This window comes from Bacillus sp. Au-Bac7 (genome assembly GCF_021341655.1).
GTDB lineage: Bacteria > Bacillota > Bacilli > Bacillales > Cytobacillaceae > Niallia.
This window is the reverse complement of the sequence record NZ_JAJTTG010000022.1, coordinates 1-23,038: the sequence shown is the minus strand read 5'-3', so window position 1 is coordinate 23,038 and position 23,038 is coordinate 1. Positions and strand designations below refer to the sequence as shown.

The 23,038-nt window shown below is 32.6% G+C and carries 23 protein-coding genes; 6 read left to right on the top strand and 17 right to left on the bottom strand.

Features of this window, described 5'->3' with window-relative positions; genetic code table 11:
• Window positions 1–1,028: 1,028 nt before the first annotated feature.
• Both LXM54_RS25740 and LXM54_RS25735 read right to left on the bottom strand, forming a co-directional pair.
• Window positions 1,029–2,747, bottom strand: a complete 1,719-nt coding sequence (locus tag LXM54_RS25740) for a hypothetical protein (protein ID WP_233318887.1) — start codon at window positions 2,745–2,747, stop codon at window positions 1,029–1,031.
• A 203-nt stretch (window positions 2,748–2,950) separates the two neighbouring features.
• On the bottom strand, window positions 2,951–3,547 hold the full coding sequence (locus LXM54_RS25735) for a hypothetical protein (protein WP_233318886.1): 597 nt from the start codon (window positions 3,545–3,547) through the stop codon (window positions 2,951–2,953).
• 152 nt (window positions 3,548–3,699) lie between these two features.
• Between LXM54_RS25735 and LXM54_RS25730 the strand changes: the two genes are divergently transcribed.
• Window positions 3,700–4,836, top strand: coding sequence for a site-specific integrase (locus tag LXM54_RS25730; RefSeq protein ID WP_233318884.1), 1,137 nt, complete (start codon window positions 3,700–3,702; stop codon window positions 4,834–4,836).
• Between the two features lie 138 nt (window positions 4,837–4,974).
• Here the strand turns inward: LXM54_RS25730 and LXM54_RS25725 are convergent, their stop codons facing one another.
• Together LXM54_RS25725 and LXM54_RS25720 are read right to left on the bottom strand one after the other, a co-directional pair.
• Entirely contained in the window at window positions 4,975–5,190 is a 216-nt protein-coding gene (locus LXM54_RS25725) for a hypothetical protein (RefSeq protein WP_233318882.1), read from the bottom strand.
• 4 nt (window positions 5,191–5,194) lie between these two features.
• Window positions 5,195–5,524 (bottom strand): ArsR/SmtB family transcription factor, encoded by a 330-nt coding sequence (locus LXM54_RS25720; RefSeq protein WP_233318880.1) that lies wholly within the window; start codon window positions 5,522–5,524, stop codon window positions 5,195–5,197.
• Window positions 5,525–5,700: 176 nt separating this feature from the next.
• On the opposite strand from LXM54_RS25720, the gene LXM54_RS25715 reads away from it, so the two are divergent.
• Both LXM54_RS25715 and LXM54_RS25710 read left to right on the top strand, forming a co-directional pair.
• Entirely contained in the window at window positions 5,701–6,489 is a 789-nt protein-coding gene (locus LXM54_RS25715; protein WP_233318877.1) for a hypothetical protein, read from the top strand.
• Window positions 6,490–6,886: 397 nt separating this feature from the next.
• Complete coding sequence (locus LXM54_RS25710; protein WP_233318874.1) at window positions 6,887–7,468, top strand: recombinase family protein; 582 nt, start codon at window positions 6,887–6,889, stop codon at window positions 7,466–7,468.
• 66 nt (window positions 7,469–7,534) lie between these two features.
• On the opposite strand, the gene LXM54_RS25705 is transcribed toward LXM54_RS25710, so the two are convergent.
• The 4 genes from LXM54_RS25705 to LXM54_RS25690 form a co-directional block, all read right to left on the bottom strand.
• Window positions 7,535–8,014, bottom strand: a complete 480-nt coding sequence (locus LXM54_RS25705) for a hypothetical protein (RefSeq protein WP_233318873.1) — start codon at window positions 8,012–8,014, stop codon at window positions 7,535–7,537.
• Window positions 8,015–8,104: 90 nt separating this feature from the next.
• A complete protein-coding gene (locus tag LXM54_RS25700; RefSeq protein WP_233318870.1) occupies window positions 8,105–8,779 on the bottom strand; it encodes a restriction endonuclease in 675 nt (224 codons plus the stop codon).
• 114 nt (window positions 8,780–8,893) lie between these two features.
• The gene (locus LXM54_RS25695; protein WP_233318869.1) at window positions 8,894–9,157 is read right to left on the bottom strand and encodes a hypothetical protein; all 264 of its coding nucleotides are present in this window, start codon (window positions 9,155–9,157) and stop codon (window positions 8,894–8,896) included.
• An 86-nt stretch (window positions 9,158–9,243) separates the two neighbouring features.
• Window positions 9,244–9,693 carry a hypothetical protein gene (locus LXM54_RS25690; protein WP_233318867.1) on the bottom strand — a complete coding sequence of 150 codons (450 nt, stop codon included), beginning with the start codon at window positions 9,691–9,693 and terminating at the stop codon, window positions 9,244–9,246.
• Between the two features lie 218 nt (window positions 9,694–9,911).
• Here LXM54_RS25690 and LXM54_RS25685 point away from each other — a divergent pair, with 218 nt between their 5' ends.
• The 3 genes from LXM54_RS25685 to LXM54_RS25675 all read left to right on the top strand — a co-directional run bounded on the left by LXM54_RS25685 (window position 9,912) and on the right by LXM54_RS25675 (window position 10,948).
• Window positions 9,912–10,154, top strand: a complete 243-nt coding sequence (locus LXM54_RS25685) for a hypothetical protein (RefSeq protein WP_233318865.1) — start codon at window positions 9,912–9,914, stop codon at window positions 10,152–10,154.
• Between the two features lie 37 nt (window positions 10,155–10,191).
• Complete coding sequence (locus tag LXM54_RS25680) at window positions 10,192–10,461, top strand: hypothetical protein (RefSeq protein ID WP_233318863.1); 270 nt, start codon at window positions 10,192–10,194, stop codon at window positions 10,459–10,461.
• Window positions 10,462–10,702: 241 nt separating this feature from the next.
• Window positions 10,703–10,948 (top strand): hypothetical protein, encoded by a 246-nt coding sequence (locus LXM54_RS25675; protein WP_233318861.1) that lies wholly within the window; start codon window positions 10,703–10,705, stop codon window positions 10,946–10,948.
• A gap of 32 nt (window positions 10,949–10,980) precedes the next feature.
• On the opposite strand, the gene LXM54_RS25670 is transcribed toward LXM54_RS25675, so the two are convergent.
• The 9 genes from LXM54_RS25670 to LXM54_RS25625 form a co-directional block, all read right to left on the bottom strand.
• On the bottom strand, window positions 10,981–11,463 hold the full coding sequence (locus tag LXM54_RS25670) for a hypothetical protein (RefSeq protein ID WP_233318859.1): 483 nt from the start codon (window positions 11,461–11,463) through the stop codon (window positions 10,981–10,983).
• Between the two features lie 55 nt (window positions 11,464–11,518).
• Complete coding sequence (locus LXM54_RS25665) at window positions 11,519–11,689, bottom strand: hypothetical protein (protein ID WP_233318856.1); 171 nt, start codon at window positions 11,687–11,689, stop codon at window positions 11,519–11,521.
• A gap of 296 nt (window positions 11,690–11,985) precedes the next feature.
• Window positions 11,986–12,447: a hypothetical protein gene (locus LXM54_RS25660; protein WP_233318854.1), complete on the bottom strand. Its 462-nt coding sequence runs from the start codon at window positions 12,445–12,447 to the stop codon at window positions 11,986–11,988.
• A complete protein-coding gene (locus LXM54_RS25655; protein WP_233318852.1) occupies window positions 12,440–12,709 on the bottom strand; it encodes a hypothetical protein in 270 nt (89 codons plus the stop codon). The genes LXM54_RS25660 and LXM54_RS25655 overlap by 8 nt, the downstream gene beginning before the upstream one ends.
• A 45-nt stretch (window positions 12,710–12,754) precedes the next feature.
• The gene (locus tag LXM54_RS25650; RefSeq protein ID WP_233318849.1) at window positions 12,755–15,625 is read right to left on the bottom strand and encodes an SGNH/GDSL hydrolase family protein; all 2,871 of its coding nucleotides are present in this window, start codon (window positions 15,623–15,625) and stop codon (window positions 12,755–12,757) included.
• Between the two features lie 70 nt (window positions 15,626–15,695).
• On the bottom strand, window positions 15,696–20,477 hold the full coding sequence (locus tag LXM54_RS28365) for a transglycosylase SLT domain-containing protein (protein ID WP_325169598.1): 4,782 nt from the start codon (window positions 20,475–20,477) through the stop codon (window positions 15,696–15,698).
• A gap of 133 nt (window positions 20,478–20,610) precedes the next feature.
• A complete protein-coding gene (locus LXM54_RS25635; RefSeq protein ID WP_233318846.1) occupies window positions 20,611–22,002 on the bottom strand; it encodes a phage tail tape measure protein in 1,392 nt (463 codons plus the stop codon).
• 70 nt (window positions 22,003–22,072) lie between these two features.
• On the bottom strand, window positions 22,073–22,759 hold the full coding sequence (locus LXM54_RS25630; RefSeq protein ID WP_233318845.1) for a hypothetical protein: 687 nt from the start codon (window positions 22,757–22,759) through the stop codon (window positions 22,073–22,075).
• Window positions 22,760–22,850: 91 nt separating this feature from the next.
• Window positions 22,851–23,038 (bottom strand): hypothetical protein (locus LXM54_RS25625; RefSeq protein WP_233318843.1); only part of this gene is annotated, 188 nt, incomplete at its 5' end.

Below are 23,038 nucleotides of genomic sequence, written 5' to 3'. Positions count from 1 at the left end.
AGAAGATGGCTAGGGAATTCATACAAACGGTTTGTGAAATAGAATAAGAATTCCTTACTTAGTAAGATAACCCAATCCAAATTAAATATTCCTAAATTTTAGAAAACCTTATATAAAAGAGGGAGGGGTAAATATTAGCTAATGTGAAAGTATCCCCTCCCTATATATCGTATTTAGCTATCGGAACCAGGGTATAAAAGTGCAGAAAATAGCTCTATATCAACGTTTTCAAGGGTTTTTGATACTTATTATAGAGTGTTTTATCGTATAGGTTATTTACCTCAAAGCTTGAACAAATTTTAAAGGGAATTTGGCATATTTTAGAGTAATCAAAAGTGCTGAAAACGTTGATATACCAAGGTTTTTCCGATACCCTTCCGATAGAAAAACGATGTAAAATCAATCGAAAACAGAAAATAACCATGGTGTGTGGTTAGAAGTGTTAGGGGTATTTAGCGAGATCCGCTTCTAATTAAAAATGTTAAATATCCCCCCCTATATAGGGTAAAACGGCTCTAATCCCCCTTAAAATGGCTTAAATTAGGTGTGTTTTTATACAGAAAAGGCGATAGAATAGTCATTCCATCGTTGTTATGTAAATAAATACCAGTAAAAATAAAGTTATGAATAATATGCAACAAGGTATACTCGGTATAAAATTACACTTTGTATTAAACAAAAGGACACTTAGTAAATAGTGTATTCTCCATAAAAACAATGCCTATCGCAATCGAAAGCTTAACAACGATATCGGAATAGATGACATATTTATTCTATTTTACGTATTTTTATACAGTATTATTAATGTTATATACACTTTATCCGCTCCTTTATTCACCTAATACAAGGCTCTTTAACCAGCTTACAAAAATATTGTAATCATGATTAGTTAGATGACCATTCCTATAAAATTCCATGAAACATGAGTGACATAAAAAGAAAGCGACAAGCCTTGATAAAAAGGTTGTTGCTTTCTTTTTATTATAATTAAGATTTAAATGGTGGCACAAATAACCCCATTCTAAGTTTTATTTTACTGATAGTTTCTTTCTATAGATTAACAAGAATATTGCTCCTAATATCAGTCCGACCAAGCCTATGATAATAATATTGTAATTACCACTAAAAGTATCAGGTAAACTGTTTCCCTTACTTGTAGTTTCTTTACTTTCCTCATAAATTTCTGTTGACTGATCACTATCACTCTTAGTATCTTTATCACTTACCTCATTGCTATTTACCTCATCATTATCTTTTGTCCCGCCTACATCTTCCACTTTACTTTCTTCCTCTTTAACTTCTTCTACTTTATCTTCCACTTTACTTTCTTCTTCATCCTTATCTTCAGTAGAAATTTGCTCATGAACAACAAATTTACTGAAGTGGTCAGTATAACCATATACAAACCCTTTGTCGTACTTACTTTCTATTTCATTCAAATTTTCACCATTATCTAAATAATAAACAATTGGCGAGACTGCACTTTCATCAACGGTAAACTTAAGTGTTATTTTATCTTGGAAATTATGCACCAATTCACCATTTTGTAAAATTGAAAATTCAAAGACATTAGTTAAAGAATCTTGAAAAGGATCTAATTTCTCGATTCTTATAATAGTATCCAAATCAGCTAAATTAGATAATGACGTAGTTAAACTAACTTCATTATTGCCAAATTCAATTGTAGCTTGATTTCTGCTCTTTAAAGTTTGTAGTTGTTCTTTACTTAGTGCGACTTCAATGGCATCTAAATGATCAGCATTCGAAAACAAAAGTTGTACATTGGGAGTGTTTCTAATGTAATCTTCAAATGCAGAAGTATTCGTAATAACCTTACCTACATTATTGACAACTTGTAGTTCTGGCTGAGTATAGGAATCCTCACTATCCTGTTCAGGTTGTCCAACATAAATTGTTTTAAACTCTCCTACATCTGATCCAGTATAGACACCATTCCCTGTGTTATCTACAACTCCCCACACTCTCAATGCAATAGTTCCATTTTCCACTTCACTTGGAACAGTAATTGTAGCAATATATTTAGTTGTACCAGGAACATTTTTTAAAGTTACATATTCGGCAACCATTTTATAACTATCATCAATCCTCCGATTTGTAAAACTAACAAAGACTTCATTTGGGTCAATCCCTGAATCTTCATCTATTGCATCTATTACTACCGTAAGGTCATCTCCTCCCTTAACATAGATCGGTTCTGATTGATAAGGTTGATCATGTGAAGCTTCGGTATAAAAACTTATGTCTTTAACTATAGGTGCAATTACATCAGTAAAATCGCTTTTTACTTGGAATGAGTTTTCTAAATCTATCAAAGTATTATAATAACTGTAAGCAGCATTAGTTAATTTCCATTCTCCATTTGTAGCCTTCTCAGGAATATACATAATTCCTTCATAATTATTATACTCATCATTATATTCTAAGTTTACGTCAATACTAGTATTTCCATTATAACTTTGTTTTCCCTCATTCTCTTCTGCCCACACTATGCTTTCATATGTAAGTCTAATCTTCTTTTCAAAAGAGCTTTCAGGCATATCTAATCCTGATATTGTTATCTTAATTTCGTCATTTGGCTTTGCAATTTCACTACTTAACTCAATAACTCCCCCTGTCTGCTTACTATTAGGTTCCTCTAAAGGCATTTCAGCGGCTAACAATTCTTTACCACTTGAAATCCCTATTATTAATAAAACCAGTAATATTGATACAACTTTTTTTAACATGTAATTCCTCCAAGTATATAGTATTAGGTAAATTATACTTTATTTACCTAATACTATATATATTTTTTTTCAATCACCATGATTAACACCTACTAAATACCTAATTTAAGTTTAAAGTAATACAAATATAACTATTATGTATGATGATATACATTTACATAAAAATTAAACTAAAAAAGACTACAATATGTAGTCTTTGATGATCAATTTTCAGTTGTTTTCTCTTTCTCCATATCTTCCTTAATTTTCTTTACGTCGGAAGGTAAAGTTATATCCAGTTGCTCGACTTTCTCCTCAAAATCACTATATAGCTCATTAACATTTTTATTAAATTCTATTAACGATCCACTCGGTGATTCAGCTTGTTCCATAATCCTTGCGTATGTACCATACATTTCTTTTAATACATTATAAGATTCTGTGTAATTTTCTGGTGGATTCTGTAATAACTTCATGTTTTCTTTTATAGACTCTTGCTCATCTTTTCTGTCCTTTAATGCATTGTCTTCTATACTGGATTTAAATTCCGAAATAGCTACATTGAAATCATTACCGTTATCTATAGCATTGTCCCATACATCAGAATACGACCCAACAATTAAGGTTGCCATTAGAAAAGAGACTCTCATATCAACGATTGTTTCAGCTTGTAATTTAGCATAATCCTGTTTTTTCTTTTCTTGATATTTAATCCAACCAAAAATACCAGCTGCAATTAATACAAGAGCCAGTATCCCAATAAATATCATTTTCTTTTTTCGTTTTGGTTTTTGTATTTCTGTTAAAACAGTTTCCTCCATTAAGAATTCCCCTTTTTATCTACATATTACCATGAATGTAAAATATATCATATATAATGTTATGAGCATATCAACAAAAATATTGAAGCTAAAATGTTAATTTTCATTTAGACTATTAGTTTGTATTATTTAAAATATATAAGGAGGAAACCATGATTAAATTTGATGAAAAAAGTGGTACATATTACTTTGTTTATGAAGCTGGAAAACATCCTTACACTGGAAAGCGAAAGCAAATCCGTAGAACTGGATTTAAAAATGTTAAGGATGCCAGGCAATCATTAAAACAAGTAATCTTAGAAACAGAAAAAAATAAATATGCAGACTTAAACATGACATTTGAAGAGTTTGCAACTAAATGGCTAGAAAATAAGAAAATAAGTATTCAACATAATACGTATATCAATACCATTCAAAACTTCAAAAATAATGTCTATCCTTATATCGGTAATATAAAATTTAAGGATTTAAATAACGATGTTCTTCAAGAATATATAAAGAATTTATCAGGGAAACAAACAAGAAATGGAGGTATTATATCTTCACATACTGTCCATCGAGTGTGGAAATATGTTAGGGACGTTTTCCAAAAGGCTGCACGTAGAAATATGTTTGATCTTATGGAATTAGAGGGTCTATATTTACCACCATTAGAAAGTAATATTAATGTTTGGAATGGAGCAGAAATTAACGCTTTTCTAAATGCATCAAAGACGAATACTAACTTACCACGTACATATACAGCAATGTCTATAAGTGCTTTAACAGCAATGAGGCAAGCTGAGGTTTTAGGACTTACATGGAAAGATATTGATTTTGAAAACAGAACAATAAATATAAGACAAACTCTAGTTTTAAATGAGGGGACTTCAAGATATAAAATTAAACAAAGAACTAAAACTCGAAACTCAAAATCCTCCATTATCATACCAAGAAGATTAGTTACAATATTAAAAGAACAGAAAAAATTGATACAAAATGAAATTAAAATGGCTGGTTCAAATTATCATAAAAATGATCTAGTCATTTGCACTAAACTCGGAATGCCTATTTCACCACAAAGTTTAAGAAGAGATTTCCAACAATTAGTGAGCAAATTAGGATTACCCAAAATAAGATACAATGATCTTCGTCATTCTCATGCCACTTATCTCATAAGCCAAGGTGTTAATCCTAAAGTTGTACAGGAAATCCTTCGACATACAAATATTAGAACTACACTTGGATATTACAGTCATGCTCTTCCCCAAATGCATGAAGAGGCAATGGATAAATTTGATTTACTATAGGTCTCTTTTATTTGAGTCCTTTTATGCATATAAAAACTGTCCTATAAAAATCATACCGAGAAAACTCAATATGATTTTATGAGTAATGTGAATAACGAGTAAAAAGCGTTCCCTCAGGAACGCCTTTTATGGTAAAACTTATTCAACATCTTTTAAGATTTGTTCAACTTTTGCTAGTCGTTCTTTTAGTTCTTTTAATTCCTCATTTTCTCTTTTGAATTTTTCTTCAGCTAATTTACTATTTCTAAAATAAACTCTAATAATTTTGAGTAGTATTACTATTCCTAGGATAAAGAAAGTCACCATTAATAAATAGTAAAACGGTAATAATAAGGTTACTATCTCAACAAACATTTTTTTAAATCTCCTTAAAATTCGTATTTTGTTTTTCTAATTCTTTTAATAAGTTGTTATCGATCAGAAAAGTAAATGTATTTATGTAGTAGTATTTTAGTGCTTTACCATCTGATGATATTTTTGAATCACTATAAACAAGATTAGCCTCCTCTAGTTTTTGTAAGTGTAAATAAAGTACAGCTCTGCTAATTTCTAACTTACGGGCAAGTTGACTCACATAATCTTCACCAGCAGATAAAATAGTTAAAATCTCCAAACGAATAGGATTTCCTAAGGCTTTTGCGACTAGTAGTAGTTGGTTAATATCATTTATATTATTCATATGTAGCATTATTATAACACATGTTGATTAAAAATGTATATCTTTTTAATCACTAAATACTTTTTTTAAAAATAATATTCGGTTATAATTACCAAGGTAAATTATTCTAATTGAGGTATATTTATAGCTTTTTTACAATTAGATGGTTTATAAAAAAATAAAAAAATGCTATCGGGGGAAAGAAAATGAGAAAATCTATTTGTTTATCCTTACTAACATTATCATTAGCTTTTACATCTAGTGGTTTTGCTAGTGCAGCTGAAGTAACAGAAGGCGCAACTTTAGAAACACAAATCCAGAATTTATCAGAAAGTAACTTGTCTGATAACAAGAAAGAAACTGAGTTTCTAAATATTGTAGAAAATGCACCGAAAAGTGAGCAAGAAGCATACATTGAAGATGTAGCACAAACTGTTGAAGAAGGATTACAAAATTTAGATGTTGATGTTGAACCAGGGAAAGATGTAGAAGTAGATTTAGGTGACAATATTACATTAGATTTCTCTTCAGATGATACATCTGAAGGTGGAGCAGCTTCTAATGGTATTACGACATATGCGTTAAATGGATATGATTATTCTAATGGAAATGTATTGTCAAAAGCTTATGGTAATCGTAGGTTTACTGCTACAGTTTCTGTAAAATCATATGGAGCAACAATTGGATCTTTGAAATTAGTTAATCGCTATTCAGTTGGAACATATGGATTAAAATTCAGAGAAGTTTCTACTGCTGGTACATCTGGAGTTGAACCTTTTGTTTATATTAATAGCTCTAGTGCCAAAGTAACTGATAGCAAAGCTGAAAAAGTTGGTTATAACATGAATGCTAGAGGAGAGTATTCATGGAAGATGGGAATCGGTGCAGTAACTAAATCATTCACTTCTGAAATCTATAGCACCATTAAATTAAGAAGTTGGGATAAGAGCAAAAAGACAGTTGTAGTTGGACAATCTTATAGTTTCACAGAATAATATTGTATAAAACAAAAAAACGTTCCAAAATGGAACGGTTTTTTTTGTTTATAAGTGTGGAGAATCTCTAAATTGCTTCTCATCACCAACGCACCATGAAGCTGTAAATCAAGCCATTATTTTCGACTGTTAATGTTAAATTAGCGTTACCTTGCTTCTAGCATCAATATCAGATCTAAACGAATTATCATAAACACTAATTATTTTCTTATTACTTTTTAATATTCCAATTTCAAAACTTAATTACATTGTCTAAAAGTTGTAAGTTTTAGACCATTAATTAGACATTCTAAAATCAGCTTAAAATTATTCGATTTTATACTTGAATTAGTCTAAAAGTTAGTCTAAAATAAAAAGTGTAGAAGTTATATATCTTTTAGACGAAAGGTGATGCAAAATGGCTATTATTGGATATGCGCGTGTGAGTTCATTAGGACAGGATTACGAACAACAAGTTGAACAATTAAAAAACTATGGTTGTACTAAAATTTTCAGTGAGAAACAAAGTGGAGCTAAAAAGGATAACAGAAAAGCTTTAAGGGAAGGAATGGAATATTTAAGGGAAGGAGATAAGCTTGTAGTAACTAAAATTGACCGATTAGCTAGATCAGTTCGTGACTTGCAAAACATAGCTAATGAATTAGATGAAAAAGGAATTGGATTAGTTTTTTTAAAGGAGAATATTGATTTTTCTACACCTGCTGGCAAGTTAATGTTTACAATGTTAGGAGCGATTGCAGAGTTTGAACGTGACTTGATAAACGAAAGAACATCTGAAGGAAGAGAACGAGCGAAGAAACAAGGTAAGCATATGGGTAGACCTGCTATGCCAGAAAAGGATATAAAGAGAGCATTGCAATTGTACAATGAAAGAGAAACTAATGGGATGAGCGTAAATGATATTATACAATTAACTGGCGTTCCAAAATCAACTATATATGCTGAAATAAAAAAGCTAAAGGATAAAGAACAACAATAAGCCTTTACATAGAAATGTAAGGCTTGGGTTTTTATCAATTTTCTACTTTTCTTTATAATTCTTTGTTTAATCTTTTACAAGTAAATTAAGAATTGTTTCAGCATACGTTTTTGTGTTATGTAACCCAGATTCTAACCCATCCACTATCCATTCCTCTACAGTCATAGGAGCATCGTCAGTTAGTCTTACTTCACTTGGATTCTTACTCCAGTATTTTATAGCGTTCTTAACACCTAATTTTATATTGCTACATTTTTCACCGAACCAGGGAGTATAATCAATTCCACTTCCACTAATAATTTCTGTTAAATCTTTCGCATTAATAACTGCTTCTTTAGGTAAACCGAAATACTCTCCTCCTGTTTTACTAGGATTAAATAACTCGTTTAGATCATCGCTAATATTTAAAATTGTTAACAGTTCTAAAGCTATATCAGGTTTCTCTTGTGTTGTACTTAGATATCCCTCAGTCTTTGACATCGCTCTTTCTGTCAGTATTATTATTTCTTCTAACTTCGGTTGAAAATATTCCTTTAAGTTTTCCATAATTCCGCTCCTTAAAAACAATTTTTCTAATTAAATATCTCTTATATTTGAATTGTTCTTTACGTAAAATATCATTTCATTTAGTGATTTTTATAAGTCCACATGTTTATGCGTTATTAATCTAACAAGCTCTCTTCGATCTACAAGTTTTACATTTACTTTATTAGCTAAGTTTATTGCTGGTTGTGTAAAATAAGAGTTTGTGACTACGTACGCTTCGTTACAATCATAAAATATTTTACCAGTAGATATTTCTTGAACTGCAGAGTTGCTTATTTTATTTTTATATCTTTTTGCTTGAACAGCTATTTTTCTTCCAGATTTTCTTAGGATAAGATCTACTCCCTGATCTCCACTTGCCTTGGTCGACTCAACATCATATCCTTTCTCTTGAAAAACCTCTTTAAGAAATTGTTCAAATTCAGTTCCTGTCATTATATCTATTCTATAAAAACTTGTCGGAGTGTTAAAGTTGTATACTTCATCTTCAAAAATGTAAGTGTCTATCGCATATTTAACTGCTTCCTCATAATAATCCAATGAATAACTTTGATATTTTTGATCTACTTCACCTAATTTCTTTTTAATTGTTTTTAGGTTGGCAGTTGAAACAATAAAATTGTCCCTTTCATATTTACTCATAAACTTTACATGGTAGTACACTGTTCTAGTATTGCCTATTTTCCTTATGATGAAATATGGATATTTAACTACACAGAGTATGATCAGTACCCCGATTAAAACAATTAACAAAAGAACTGACAATAAATCCACCTCATAAATACTTACTTTGTCTTCGTAACACTTAATCACATTCTTTTTGTACAGTTTAAATTATGAAAAGAAAACCTCCTATCTCATTTCTTTTAATCTATACAATCAAACATAATCAAAGTCCTCAAATTCTATCTTGCCAGGTCTTTTAGTGTCTTTGTAAATCACTTTTGCTGATCTTCCATATTCGTCCTTATGTATTCCTTTAAAAATTACAGTTCTTCCCCTATTCTTTAATTTCTGAGGATTTAAAGGATTCACGATATATTCATTTTCCGTTACAAGTTTAACTTTTCTAAGCAATTCATCTTTATTATATGTCTCAACCTCAACATCATTTTTTCTGATTTTAACTGAACAACCTCTCAATGATAACACCTATCTTCTATTTTTTTATAAAAATCCCATTATTTATCTGCACTTCTCATATTTTACTCCTTGTTTTAACAATGTGTCTATAACCATAAAGTATAATGTTTAACATATATTTCTCTGCTAATATCACTAAATATATATCCATGAATTTCTCTATTGTTTCTGATTATATCGTTTAATTTCCAATGACTTATTTTCGTATCAAGTAGCTTGTTATCATCTATCCACTGTCTAACTTCATACTTGTACATGAATACTTTAATAAGCTTATCCGCTTTGTAAACACCAATGTAATTAATAAACTTATCTTGTTCATGTTGTCCATTCTGAAACCTTATAGGAATGTTCCATTTCTGTAGATATCTTTTAATTGTTACATGGTTTAACCGCTTAATGTCAATTGCTTCAGCTATCTTGTGTATAGCCATCCTTTTATTAACATACATGTCTATAATCTGTTCCTTGTATTCTGCTGCTAATTGTTCTTTTTCCTGTGTTACTTTTTCGCTAAAAACATAATTCATATCCATTAAAAAAATCCCTCCAAATAATTTACTTTTTGTTTACATTGTAAACAAAATAGTGTATATTATAAATATAGAAAGCAACAAGAAATATCTTAAAAAGAAAACTAAATAAAATTGTTTACGGAGTAAATAATATGTGTTGAAATTAGTTTATAGAAAATGAACCACTCATATTTTTTAAATTTAATCGTGTACACCGTAAACAATTAGAGGTGATTAAAGTGCTAGAAGTTACATACCACAACAACATAATTGATTTTAATAAGAAAGCCAGGGAGCGTGAAGAAAAGAAAAAGAAAGAAAAAATGTACGATTACTTCCTTAAAAACATAATACCTTTTATGTCTCCGGAAGAATACGAAAGCTTATCAGCCGCTTTAAGTTCCAGTAGCAATGAAGCTGATCAAATTTGGAATAAGATAATTGTTTCAACATCCATTAGAAGAGCCAAAGCAGAACTTTAATAATAAAAAATCACATAAACTAAGGAGCGATTTTATTATGAAAACTTTAAATAACAACACTCAATTATTCACAGGATTAAACCTAGATACTCTTTGTAAGGCTGAACATGAGATTGATGCTATTAAGACTAGACAGTATGGAAAATTAGGTGAAATCATTGAATCCGATAATTACAGCGAGAAAGATGAAGCTTTTGTATGTAGGTCTGAATCACGTAAGTATAGAAGATTCCGTAAACTTGAGAAGTTATTAAAATATGCTATTGAATTAGCTTCAATTAATGAGGAAAACGGTCATTTTGCTTAATAATTTCGAATAAAATCACAGTTTTATTAAGTACTTAAAATAGGGGTATATACACCAAATATATCCCTAAATCTCACTTATAGGAGCGGAAATCATGGGATATTTATTCTTTGCGGGCTTAATGTTGGTACTAATTCCTCTTATCGGGCTATGGTTCAAAGCGTTTTTAGGAATATCTATGGAATGATACTTTAATATTGTGCTATCCTTAGAATAAGATTTTTATTCGGGAGCGGTTTTAATGACAAATAAACAAGAGATACCTGTTTTATTATCTAATATAGATTTAGCAACACGATGGGGAGTTACGAGACAAGTTACAGGTAACTGGTTTAAGCGTTATAGTGACAAGTTTCCTAATCCTGATACAGTTGTAGCTAATGGTACTATTCCTTTATACTTGGAATCTACAATAGTTGAATTTGAGTGCACTGATTTTTTTAAAAAACTTATTGAAAAAAATAAGAATCGTGCTAAAAATGAGTAAAAACCCTACACTTTAATTTGTTGTAGGGTTTTTTATATAACAGTATAACTAATAATCAGTCCATTTTCATTTCTTTGAAGAGTTTTAAACTGATTACTCTCATAAAAAGTATGCAGAGGTTCAATATCTTCAAATTCTACACATACAACTTCTAAAGCTGTAGATCGCTTTATATGATTTTTACAATGTTCTATAGTCAGATCAAGTATCTGTTTTCCACTAACTTTATCCTTATAAGCATCCGATCTAGCAAGTTGTCCTATTAATATCGTTACAAAAGAGGATGCCCTCTTGTTACCTGTTAGTCGCTTGCGAAGTGTAGCTGATACGTCTGTAAAGTCAAAGTTCTTAACAAGAACTGTAAAATAACCTATAATGTCATGATTGTTCTCTTCATCAATTACTAGACTTGTTCTTGAAAAGTTTCTTTTTTCATTTTCAATTGCTTTATTATGTAAGAAAGATTCCACGTCTTTGTTTTTCTCACATGAAAAAGAGGATAGATATTCGTACACTCTACCCTCCTCTTCAGTAGCTTCTAAAAATGAACTTAAACTGGTTACCTGCATGTTATCTTCTACTATTCAGAATATCTGCAGCACGCTTAATTCTGTCACTTTTGGATAAAGTTAAATCGTTTAGAACACCTGTTTCAACAACTTTTCTACGTGGAGTATCTAAAATCATTTTAGCTTCTGATTCGTTTAATGTATAAGTGGCATCTAAAACATAAGTTGCCATTTCGTCTTCCTCCTCATTACGCAAACTATATCACCCCTAAAAAGTTAAATTTCTTTACTTATAACTAATTAAACGGGATTAGTTTACGTTCCTTTATACAAATTATACTAAATTTTCTTCCATCATGGAAGAATTTAAGTGAAAATGTCGCACATTAATATTCTAGTTGAATATAATAGTAAATTACGACAATATAACTTAAAGTTCATTTAGAAATTACTTGTAACCAGTGCGAATTTCCCCGTTAATTATTTTATTAAATTCCCTAATCTACTGCCTTAAAACTTAGCTATATCTTAATGTAGTAAAGCTGGTTCTTCACCATAATAAACAGCTACCTTTAGTAATTCGATAAGATGTGTTTCAGGTAATGAATTCTGTTCAATTATCAAATCAATCCATTTATGAAATACATCTCTATTCACTGTGGGTGTATATGTACAATTAAATTCTAATATTTGATTTTCTAAAACTTCATGGCAATGAATCATATCAATATCGTCAAAAACATTTAACCCTTTTATCTTTGACACTATATCTATACGACCTAGTTCTTCTCTTTCTGTCATTTCCTCTAAATCAAAAATAGTGGCAAGATAAGGTTTATCAATAATCATGTTTCCTAAATTCGCAATGGAGTACATTTTCTTAAATTCCTTATATGTAGTTCTTCTTAATAAATCATCCCTGCTTATATGTTCTAAATGCTCACAGTAATATTCGTGCACCTTGTTTATCATTTCAGCTAATTTAGTCATCTTCCCACTCCTCATCATCGTCTAATAAACCCTCTTCACGAGCATATTCTAAATAATAATCATCCATAAATGATCCATTTTCTATCTTGGATTCCTCTAATTGATTGTATAAACTGTAAGCTTGTAAAATTGATACATTAAACTTTTCAGCAAGATACTTTATTTCTTCGTAAACCTCGTCTGCATCATCATGCCACCATTTCTTACCATAGACCTTTTCATATTTAGCCTTTATCGCTTTTATTTCTTCATATTTACCCATGTCCTTTTCCTCCTAATAAAAAAGACTCCCTAATTAAAGGAAGTCCTATAATCCTTTTATGAAATTTGCTATCTTTCTAGCTATTACAGCATGTCCGTTATTATTTAAATTCTTACCGTCAGGCATGAACTGCGTAATAATCGTTTGATTTCTTACACTTATTCCGCTTCCTTCGTACAAATTTAAGAAAGGAATAGAATAGTAAGCAGCTACCTCTTTCTCAGCTTGTACATATTGAGCTAATGTATCTTTATTTTGTATAGGGAATGGAGAAATAATACCTATCCTTTTACCAGGATACTTTTCAACAAGTCCACTAAATAAAACGTGACAAGCACCATAGAAAGTTGTGTTAACTTGGTCTGCCATTACTCCAAGCGGTATACTGTTTTCTAAATCGTTTGCTCCACCTAATACCAGAACAATATCAGCCGCTCCCATTGAAGAATACCGTTGTACAAAAGCATTAGTTTTCCCGCTACTCACCGCTATATTGCTTCCATTAACACCATAGTTAGTCACGTTCAATAAACCTAATTGTTGTAGAACATATTGCCAATAGAATTGATTTGTACTGGGAGAGGTACTTGAATCAATGTCACCTAAAATGTTAGCTGTCATAGTAAAATACTCTGTTCCTGGAACTGTATAACCTATATCAAGTACTCCAGAAGCATTTCTTATCGGAATAGTATTAGGGACATTTGCAGCACTAGCAGTAAAACCATTTAGAGAATTAGAAGAACCTGCATTTATATTTACTAATTCCGCATTCTCATTGGCAATTTTAATTTCTTTTGTACTTGTGTTAATGAATACTGTTTGAGTATCCTCAACTTGAACTGGTTCGGTATCAGCAGTTATAAAAGTTGTACCGTTTACTTTTCCAGACAACGCTCCATTTAGGTATCCATTCATCACAACCTCCTCTGAAGGTTTATAAGGAGAGGATGGTGAATTAACAATGTCAGAATAAATGATACGATTTTTACTAATGTCAGGATCCACTTGCCGATAAGCCCTAATTCCAACGGTGTGATATTTGTTGGCAACCGTATTGTTAAATGCTAATGTTCTATTAGTATATGATACTGTCATTTTCTCCTCACTTGCTAAAGTGGAACCAAATACATAAGAATCGTCTAATGGGCTTGTATATAGAAATACTTCAAATCCGTCTATATTATGAGCGTCGTTATTAGTACTTTCATAGTCTGGATATGACCAACTAACTGTTAAACTAACTGTTCCATCATCATTTGTATTATGTTTAATGTCTCTTCCATCTATGTTGAATGTAGGAGCGGCTGGTTTTGTGGATATACGATCATTTCTTGAATTGAAATTAGTAACTGCAGCAGCAATATCTGCTTGTGTATACTCATAATCCCTTTTTACCTTATCAGTACCTTTCAACATATTAGTAATCATTGTTATTGGATTCTTCGATATCCGCTTTCCTTCAGCTACATTAACATTTATAAAGAAATCTTCACCATAGGAAAGAGAAAACTGCTGTATCCTTGCTTTAACGTACGTCTCCAAGACATCATGTTTTACATAAACAATGTCTCCGATGGTAAAACGATTCCAATTATGCTGTTCTTCAACAACCTCAAAGAAATTAACAATACTCATATTCAAATCAACTTTTGGAGCGTTATTTTCTTTAAGATACTTAGTTCCTTCTTCTAATAAAGTATCTTCCTTATCTATATTAGTGTCTGACCATTCATCAATATAGATATACTCCTGCAATTCAACTAAAGACGCACTATCTAAATTCTTTTCATAAGATAAGGATTCAGCAAGTGTTTTTGAATTGGTATCTATATTTTTTACGGAAGCTTCAGTGCTTGATATTTGAGATTTCACATTATTAATTTCGCTAATTTTACTATCTCGCTGTGCAATTAACGCCTTAGTCGAATTACCACCATTAGTTGCAATTGTGATATTATCTAAAATTATTTGTTTTTCTTTTTCTAATGTAAAAAGGGAATTATTTAGCGTAGTTAGTGCTTCCTGCAGTTCCTTTTTATTCTTTAGTAATTCAGTTAATCCAGTCTTATTCTGCTCTAATTTTTCTGTATATTTCTCTAGACTAACCTTTAGTGCCTCTGACATTTCATCATAAAAATAGCTGAAGTCATCAATATAACTTTGTCCTGTGGGGTTAACTCCATTAACTGTTAAATCATCTTTCCCTTTGATATACAACCTTGTAATAATATCGTCATTGTCAATTGAGTCGTCTAGGGATTGCAAATAACGACCATATTCAATTTGAAACCCTTTGAAAACCGAAACTTCTTCTTCTTTCCAAAAGTTAATTTTTCGATTTATAGTGTCATATGTAATAACCGCTCCAAATGTTTCAGCGATATTTTTTATAAATTCTAAAGCGGTACTGGAGGATATAGTGAAACTTCTGTACATTTTATCGAATTCTGAATTAACGTATCCTACAGACCAACCGGTAGACTTTAAACAGTCATTTGTAACTTGCGATAGGTTGTAAGATATAACTTCATAACCTATGATTTTATATCTGTTTAAGTCATAACCTCTAGATTTACACTCTAATTGTAATTCTTCTCCGCTATCCCCAAACGACTTAACTCTTTTTATAACTGTATATATTTCCTCATAAATCTTTTCATTTTCCTCATTATAAATAACAGCTAAAATACGATTTTTCTTAGTTACCTTTTTAATATTAGGATTTATAATTCGTTTATGATTCCAATCCACCATATAAGGAACAGTAAAATTCAACTGATTCAAATCATTAAATATAAAAGTCTGTTGTTTATTATAAGAATCTACAGTTAATTCAGCTCGGATATTACCTTTTGCATTAAGCAAAAATAACCTAAGATCCCTCGGTTGCTTTTTATAGTCTATATAGAACATTAACGCACCTCTTTAAAACAAAAATAAAAAGAACCGATAATAAATACCGGATCTTTTCTGGATAAAACTATTATTTCATTTTGATTCCCTGAAGCTTCAGATTGTTTACTAATTCTGTACCAATATCACGAGCTTGTTGCCTAGTTGTATTGGAGGCATCTATTCTAACTTGGATAGTGTTATGGTAAGTGTCTCCTACTGTTGAAGTTACAGGATTTAATGTAGGCATTGACGGTATTTTAAAGTTAGTAAGTAAATTCATGGAAGCATTCGCTAACGTCTTACCTATGTCTAAAGATTTCAGAACATCTGTAAGTTTTGATGATTTTTCCATGGCGGCTAATAAATTCTTAGTATCATGCTCTGTTGAAATCATTTCATTTTCATGAAGCATCATTAACTTACCTGAACTACCCCAACCCGGTGTAATTCCACCTTCTTTAGCAGAGGCAATTTTAATTGGCTTGTAATCCTTACCATTCAAATACCTATTTGCTTGGTTAATTAAGTCAATTAAATTATTAGAAATTGCTTTACCAAGTAAGCCAGTATTAGATTTAACATTAGTGTAATACTTATCTAAATCCTTTTGAATTTGCTTTGTATTGCCATTAATGATATCGGAGCGCATTCGAGCAAATTTTCTCTCGTCATTAACTAAGTTTTCATAATTACTCTGGATAGTTTCCTTTTGTTCATTTAAGTTATCTATCCGTTGTTCCTTTGCTCTATCCGATTGCATATCAGTAATGGATTCATTTTGCTCATCTAGTTGTTCCTGCAAATCGGCAATTTTGGATTGTGATTCATAAGAATCGTCTAAACTCCGCTTTGCAATCTCATCCAGTAATTCTTGTCTATTCTTTTGTGCTTCTTCTAATTGTTTAGTATACTCTGCTTCATCATCAGCTTTGTTAATTTCGTCAATCATATCGTCAATAGCTTGTGTTTGAGCATCTTTAATTGCTTCCGCTGCTTGCTTATAGGAATCTATAATCGAATCAGCCATAGACGTTCTTTCCTCTAACAATTGCTGTTCAAGGGAAATCATATCCTGAGTACGTTGAAGCAAATCATCCTCTAATAATGCTTTTTGAGCATCCGTTAGAGCCTTGTTATTCTTAATCTGATCTTTCGTATAGTTGATTGCCTTCTTGTCTTGTTCTAGTTGTTTACGAACTATACTTTCCTTTTTAAGCTGTTGGTCTATCCACTTTTTATCTGTCTCAGCAAGAGAGGCTTGAACTAAATCAATTCGTGCAAGGTCATCATTATAAGAATCTCTTACACGGTCAAATCCTGCTTGAACAGATTCAATCAAATTCATATTTAATTCTTGGATTTGATCCTGGATTTGCAATGCTTCCTGTTGCATGGATAAAACTTCAGACTTAGCATTATCAATTGCGGCTGCTCGGTCTGCTGCATCACCAGAAAAGGCACTACGAGCGTCTTGAACAGACGACATAGGATCAATATCAGTTCCATATCCACCAGTTCGAACTTCATAATGAAGGTGAACCCCGTCAGAATCACCAGTGTTACCCATTGTACCAATAGTTTGGTTTACACCAACTTTGTCACCTTTCTTGACTTTTGTAGAGTCTAAGTGAGCGTATAAGTAAGTCTTACCGTCAGCAGCAGTAACAGCAACGACATTTCCATAGTTACCATATCCGGTACCTGCTTTACCCCAACCAGCATATGTAACTGTACCGGCAGTAGTAGCACCGATTTTGTCACCTTTATTACCAGCGATATCAATACCTTTGTGAGTTTCAGTTTTACCATTACGAGTACGAGTTCCGTAAGTGGAAGTGATAGTACCTGAGAAACCATCGATAGCTTTAGTTGCTTTAGCAGTAGATGCTTGAACAGCTCCACCATACTCATCAAAGTAAGTTAATACTTTATTTGCGTAGCTTTTAGCACCTTTCCACTCATTAGCAGAAGAATTGACGATGTTATTAACGTTGCCCATTCCAGCATTGTAAGCCCAAAGTGCTTTAGTAACAGATCCGTTGTATTTATCTAACAATTGAGATATATACTTGGTTCCACCCATGATGTTCTGGTAAGCATCGTAAGCATTGTTAACACCGAGCTCTTTAGCTGTACCTGGCATAAGTTGCATTAAGCCCATTGCACCGGCACTTGATTTAGCGTTAGCATTAAAGCTAGATTCTTGTTTAATAATGGCTGCAATTAGACTTGAATCTACACCGTACTTTGATGATGCTTGGTTAATATAAGATGAATATTGACCACTATATGAACCGCTACTTGTTGCTGAAGCGCTCTTAGTATTTGTTGTAACCTTTCCCGTTGGCTGAATATTACCTGACTTAATTTGCTTATTTAGTTCGGAAGTTTGCTTTTGATTCAATTTCAACTGCTGTTCAAGCAATTTAATTTCTTGCTTTATAGCATCCTGGTACTTCTTAGAATGTTGTGCATAATCACTTTTCTTAGCTTGTATTTTAGCCAATTCAAGGTTAAGTTTCTCTAATGATTGCTTGTATTTATCCGTAATATAAATGGAGCTTTCTGTAGCGTCATTAGTCTTTTCAGCGGCTTCCAATGCAGCACTACCTATAGAGTTTAAGCCGCCGGATGCTAGTTCACTTAATTCATCCATACTGTCACTCAGGTCAATAAAATCTTGGATAGCACCTGTAGTTTCATTTATTGCGTCTCTGGTATCCCAACTACCCATACCTGAGTTAGCTATTTCTTGATCTTGCTCCAGTTTAGCTAATTGAGCTTTTGCCTGAGCTACGTTCTTAATAGCATCAATTTCAAACTTATAACCCTTTAATTTTGAAATAGCCGCATTAGCTGTTGCCATACTCTCAGCTTTTACTGATTTAATCATGGAGTCATAAGAACTGATTTTACTATTTTTCAAATCCAGTACGGCTTTCTCGTTGACAGAAACCACACCTGAAGAAATAGAAATCATTGAAGCTAAACTTTTCTCCTTCGATATAAGGTTCATGGCGGCGTCTGCAGTAATGGTCTTACCACTAGCGAGATCATCCAACAATCCGTTAAGAGGTTCAATTTCATCTGCAAGAGCCTTGTAACTGTCAACCATGGCAATATTTTTAGCTGTTTCTGTATCCCCTGCTGCAGCTCTTTCTATAGCCAAGTCCCTTAATGCTGCGAAGTCTCCTTGAGCCTCTTTTAAACGCTCTGATAATTCTGTTACAGCATCAGCAGAACCTTCAATGGCATCTCCATTTTCATCGAAAACAGCATTTGCACTTTCCACATCTGTAGACAAGCCTTTTACACTGTTTTGTACATCGTCGAATGATAAAGATAATCTAGTAGCTTTTCCTTCCGAATCTGTAAACGAGCCAAGCAATTTGTTTAACTTAGTTTCTGCTTTATCAAAAGAGGCACCGTCGTTGTTTTCCACCGCTTCTTGCATATTAATCATAGCTTGAGCAACATTCTTAGAGAAATCGTTTAATTCTGTAGCACTCTTATCTGATACTTCTAAATCACTAATAACTTCATTTACTTTTGCAGTTATAGAGGTATCAACTGTAATATCAGTTTGATATGAATCTACAGTGCGTTGCATTTCCTCTCTAATTTTCATTTGCTGTTCTGCATATTTACGTTTTAGCTCAGTAATATCAATCTCAATTTTCTTTTTATCTTCGTCAGTTAAATATCCACCAATAGCGCCAAGATCATTTTCAATTCTGTCCTTTTGAGTGCCGATTTCTTTTAGTGTCTTATTTGCAGATTTAATGGAGGATTTGATATTACCTTGTGCTTCAAGTTGCTGAAGTTCTTTTTTCTGCCTTACTAATTCTTTTGTATATTCGATTTCCTGTTGTAATGCGTCACCATTCTTTAAAATGGCATTATTTTGTGAATCGTAGTGATCGACCATGGTTGGAAGCAGGGTAGCTAATTGTTGTTGGACTCTTAGATATTCTTCTTCCTGGTCACTTGTTAACGTGCCTTTCTCTTTGGCTTCATTTAACTCTTGGTATGATTTTAATAACTCATCCGTCTTTTGCTTATTTGTAGTAAGCGATTCTACAGTAGTATTTTGAATTTCCTCGAATTCCTGTTGGGCTTGTTTAGCTTCAGAAAACTTATTTATAACAGTCTCTAATGCCCAACCTATACCAACAAGAGCTATTCCTATTCCAGAGCTAATTAAAAGTCCTCTTAATGCTGTTTTAAACAACGTTGTAGCAATAGCAGCTCGTGACATTCCCGCTTCTAATCCTAAAGATGCTGCGGTAGTTCCTAACATTTCAATCTTCGTTGTTGCTAATGCAACCGCCAATCCTCTTGCAGTTTTACTGAATAAACCTACTGCAAAGCCAGCTGCTCCTAAAACAACTGGTAGTAAGCCTACTGTATCGACTACTGCTGTTACCGACTGAAGGAAGTCACCTAAAATTGCTGTAGATGCAATAAAGCTGTCTGTGATAACTGCATTTCCTGCACTTACTGCTAATTCAGTAAATTTGTTAGATAGGACATCCAATCTTGCAGCAAGACTATCGGCATACCGCTCCTGCTCTTGGGCAGATGATCCAAAAGAATTTGCTGCAGTATCCGCCGCTTCCTTAGCGATATCGTAATTATTTAACAAAGCCCCTAGTCGGTTCTGCTGATAGATTCCTCCGATGGAGTTCAATAATTCTTGTTGGGTTTCTGAATTAAAGGACTTCCACTTAGAGCCCAATTCATCCAATATATCTTGAGTAGGCTTTAAGTTGTTATTGATGTCTTTTATGTTTATTCCTACAGATTCCAAAGCCCCTATTGCTGCACTGTTGTTAGTTAGCCTTGCAAATATTGTTTTTAATGAGTTCATTCTGTTACTTTCACCATAAGGCTACTGACCATATTAGATTATGGCGGTAAGGCGCTTCAACCTTACTCTCTATGTCTCCATAGAAGCTCAGACTATCGCTTCATTCAAAATGAATGTCTCTTCACTTAGTCGTTCACGCTGCCTTTACGCTTGCGCCCTGTCTCCCTCGACTATACGTTAGGGGTTCCAAGTCAATCAGAAGAGATTTAACGTCAGCAATTATACGTCTACCGACAATGTTCCCAGATTCCCTCGTGCTGCTGGCAATAGCTGTGGAATACCCAATTAAATTATTTAAATCCACACCGTAACTTTGGGCACTCGCAGAAGCTTTCCTCATAGAATTTGCCAAATCCATCGTGGTTACTGAAAAGTTGTTGTCCACTTCATTTAGGCGATCTGCGATGCTCATTGCGTCCGTAGCCTGAATATTAAAGTTAATAATTCCTGACAGTAAACTTGATACAGAATCCGATGGTGTAAGGTCAGAGATGTTCCCCAAAACCTGAGCAGTACGTGTTAAACTAGTTAATTGTTCATCTGAGTAACCAGCCTGTGCAAATTGCTGTTGAATATCCAATACGTCTGTAACCTTATTGGACAATTCATTACTCATATCTATTGTTTCTTGTAACATATCGTTAAAAGCATACTCAGGTGTGTTTCCCATGACTCGTTGTAATGAGGTCATACGAGTGTCAATTTCAATCACTTGATTTGCCATTTCTTTAAATCCGTTAACTACACCATAAATCGAGGAATATACACTACTCCACATTACACCCCTAAACAATGTCCCTTGTAACTGTTCTCCGAAGGAAGCTGTAGCCCTCTGTGCAGTCTGTGTTTGGGAGGCGACCTCTCTAAAGTCTTGAGATAGCCTACGCATTTGCTGTGAAAGTTGAGGTGTGCGGCTATTCAAGTTATTTACCGATGTTATGTATCTATCTAAAGCGGCTTGTTGATCTTGAGAAATAATCTTATTTTGATTACTTTTCAATTTGTTATATTGTAAATTTGCAATTCGTTTATAAATCTCTAATTGTTCACTTAACTTTTGATTCTGAGCTTGTATGTTATTTACAGTCTTAACACCTGTTTGAGCATAGTTGCCATTTCTAGTTTGAGCAAAATTAAATTCCTGTAGCTTACCAATGGCATTCGTTACAGCAAGTGTGAATTTCTGTACTTCCTTAGTATTATTGGGATTAAGAGTTTGAGTTATCTTAACATTACCTAGTTTAGAATATTCCTTTACCGCTTCTTGAACAGACTTAAAAACAGTTTGAGAATTCTTAACATCTGCTGAGGAGATAATGGAGGATTTAGTTCCCTTATTCGTTAGCTTTTGTATTTCACTTAATTGCTTTGTAACTGCTTGTAGTGCTTTGTTATCAATTTGAGCGTTAACCTTTACAGTAACTTGTTTTAGTTTCTTTTCTATAGAATTTAAAGCTTTATTTATTTCACCAGTAGTCACGCCTTTGTTAATAGTACCGACTATCCTGACTTTCAAATCAGCCATTAATTAAACATCCTTTCCATGTAAAAAAATTACATTAAAAAAGAGATGCCAAATTAATGACATCTCCTCTTTAACCTAACTTTTTATTCGATTTCCTAATTGCTATCTCCATTATGCTATTCCAGTATTCGCAGCGTTCTAAAGCAATCTTTATTTCTGGTCTAGATTTATCATATCCTTTATGAAACTCAGTGATTGGAGGTAAAAAATCAAAGTAATAATTAGGATTTTTAATATCGTCCACAATTACCTTTAGAGTAATAGCTTGAACCTTTTCGTTTTGTGTCATATTTGGTGAACTTCCACCTATAATTGCTCCAACACCACCAGCCAAAGCTCCACCCACTAGAGCACCCGCTACCTGACTTCCTCTAGAGGTCTTATAGATTAAACTGTTGTCCATCTTGATTTCTGACTCAATGATTTTTTCAAATGGAATAGGGTATTCAGATATTTCCATATCATCATTTATTTTATAAATCTTTATCATTTCTTTCTTTTCGCTAACTGCAATTTTATACTTTATAGCAGCATAGTTGCTATCTGGCTCAAACTCTGTATCATAATCCTCTAACAATTGATGAGCTGTAACTTCATCCTGGCTTTTCTTTCTATTTGCTACCCTTTCTTTTCTCATGTACAACATGAATAAACCTACACCTGTTAATGATATTGCAAGCGCTAAAGTATCTTCAAAGAAATAAAGAGTAATTGTAACTAATGAATATATAAGCCATTTAACACCACTTTTACTCAATAAAATCAGCTCCAGACGTTAATTAATGTTAATTTTATAATATCATATAATATTTGTAATATTTAACATTAATTACGTCTGAAGTAAGTATTTATTTCAAATTTTTTAATTCTTCATCTAATTCAAACGACAAATGAGCAGAATGATCAATGATACATTTGATTAATAATCTTTTCTGAAGCCCTAAACGTTCCTTTGCTTGTATCCAAGTTCTAAATCTCATTAAGGATAATTCATCTTCAGTATCTGCCAAATGCTGCTTACGGGCTTTTCTAAGCT

Bases quoted from the DNA above. Each gene is read 5' to 3' on its own strand.
- LXM54_RS25740 (WP_233318887.1), bottom strand. From the start codon at position 2,747: ATGTTAAAAAAAGTTGTATCAATATTACTGGTTTTATTAATAATAGGG.
- LXM54_RS25735 (WP_233318886.1), bottom strand. From the start codon at position 3,547: ATGGAGGAAACTGTTTTAACAGAAATACAAAAACCAAAACGAAAAAAG.
- LXM54_RS25730 (WP_233318884.1), top strand. From the start codon at position 3,700: ATGATTAAATTTGATGAAAAAAGTGGTACATATTACTTTGTTTATGAA.
- LXM54_RS25725 (WP_233318882.1), bottom strand. From the start codon at position 5,190: ATGTTTGTTGAGATAGTAACCTTATTATTACCGTTTTACTATTTATTA.
- LXM54_RS25720 (WP_233318880.1), bottom strand. From the start codon at position 5,524: ATGCTACATATGAATAATATAAATGATATTAACCAACTACTACTAGTC.
- LXM54_RS25715 (WP_233318877.1), top strand. From the start codon at position 5,701: ATGAGAAAATCTATTTGTTTATCCTTACTAACATTATCATTAGCTTTT.
- LXM54_RS25710 (WP_233318874.1), top strand. From the start codon at position 6,887: ATGGCTATTATTGGATATGCGCGTGTGAGTTCATTAGGACAGGATTAC.
- LXM54_RS25705 (WP_233318873.1), bottom strand. From the start codon at position 8,014: ATGGAAAACTTAAAGGAATATTTTCAACCGAAGTTAGAAGAAATAATA.
- LXM54_RS25690 (WP_233318867.1), bottom strand. From the start codon at position 9,693: ATGGATATGAATTATGTTTTTAGCGAAAAAGTAACACAGGAAAAAGAA.
- LXM54_RS25680 (WP_233318863.1), top strand. From the start codon at position 10,192: ATGAAAACTTTAAATAACAACACTCAATTATTCACAGGATTAAACCTA.
- LXM54_RS25675 (WP_233318861.1), top strand. From the start codon at position 10,703: ATGACAAATAAACAAGAGATACCTGTTTTATTATCTAATATAGATTTA.
- LXM54_RS25665 (WP_233318856.1), bottom strand. From the start codon at position 11,689: ATGGCAACTTATGTTTTAGATGCCACTTATACATTAAACGAATCAGAA.
- LXM54_RS25660 (WP_233318854.1), bottom strand. From the start codon at position 12,447: ATGACTAAATTAGCTGAAATGATAAACAAGGTGCACGAATATTACTGT.
- LXM54_RS25655 (WP_233318852.1), bottom strand. From the start codon at position 12,709: ATGGGTAAATATGAAGAAATAAAAGCGATAAAGGCTAAATATGAAAAG.
- LXM54_RS25650 (WP_233318849.1), bottom strand. From the start codon at position 15,625: ATGTTCTATATAGACTATAAAAAGCAACCGAGGGATCTTAGGTTATTT.
- LXM54_RS28365 (WP_325169598.1), bottom strand. From the start codon at position 20,477: ATGAACTCATTAAAAACAATATTTGCAAGGCTAACTAACAACAGTGCA.
- LXM54_RS25635 (WP_233318846.1), bottom strand. From the start codon at position 22,002: ATGGCTGATTTGAAAGTCAGGATAGTCGGTACTATTAACAAAGGCGTG.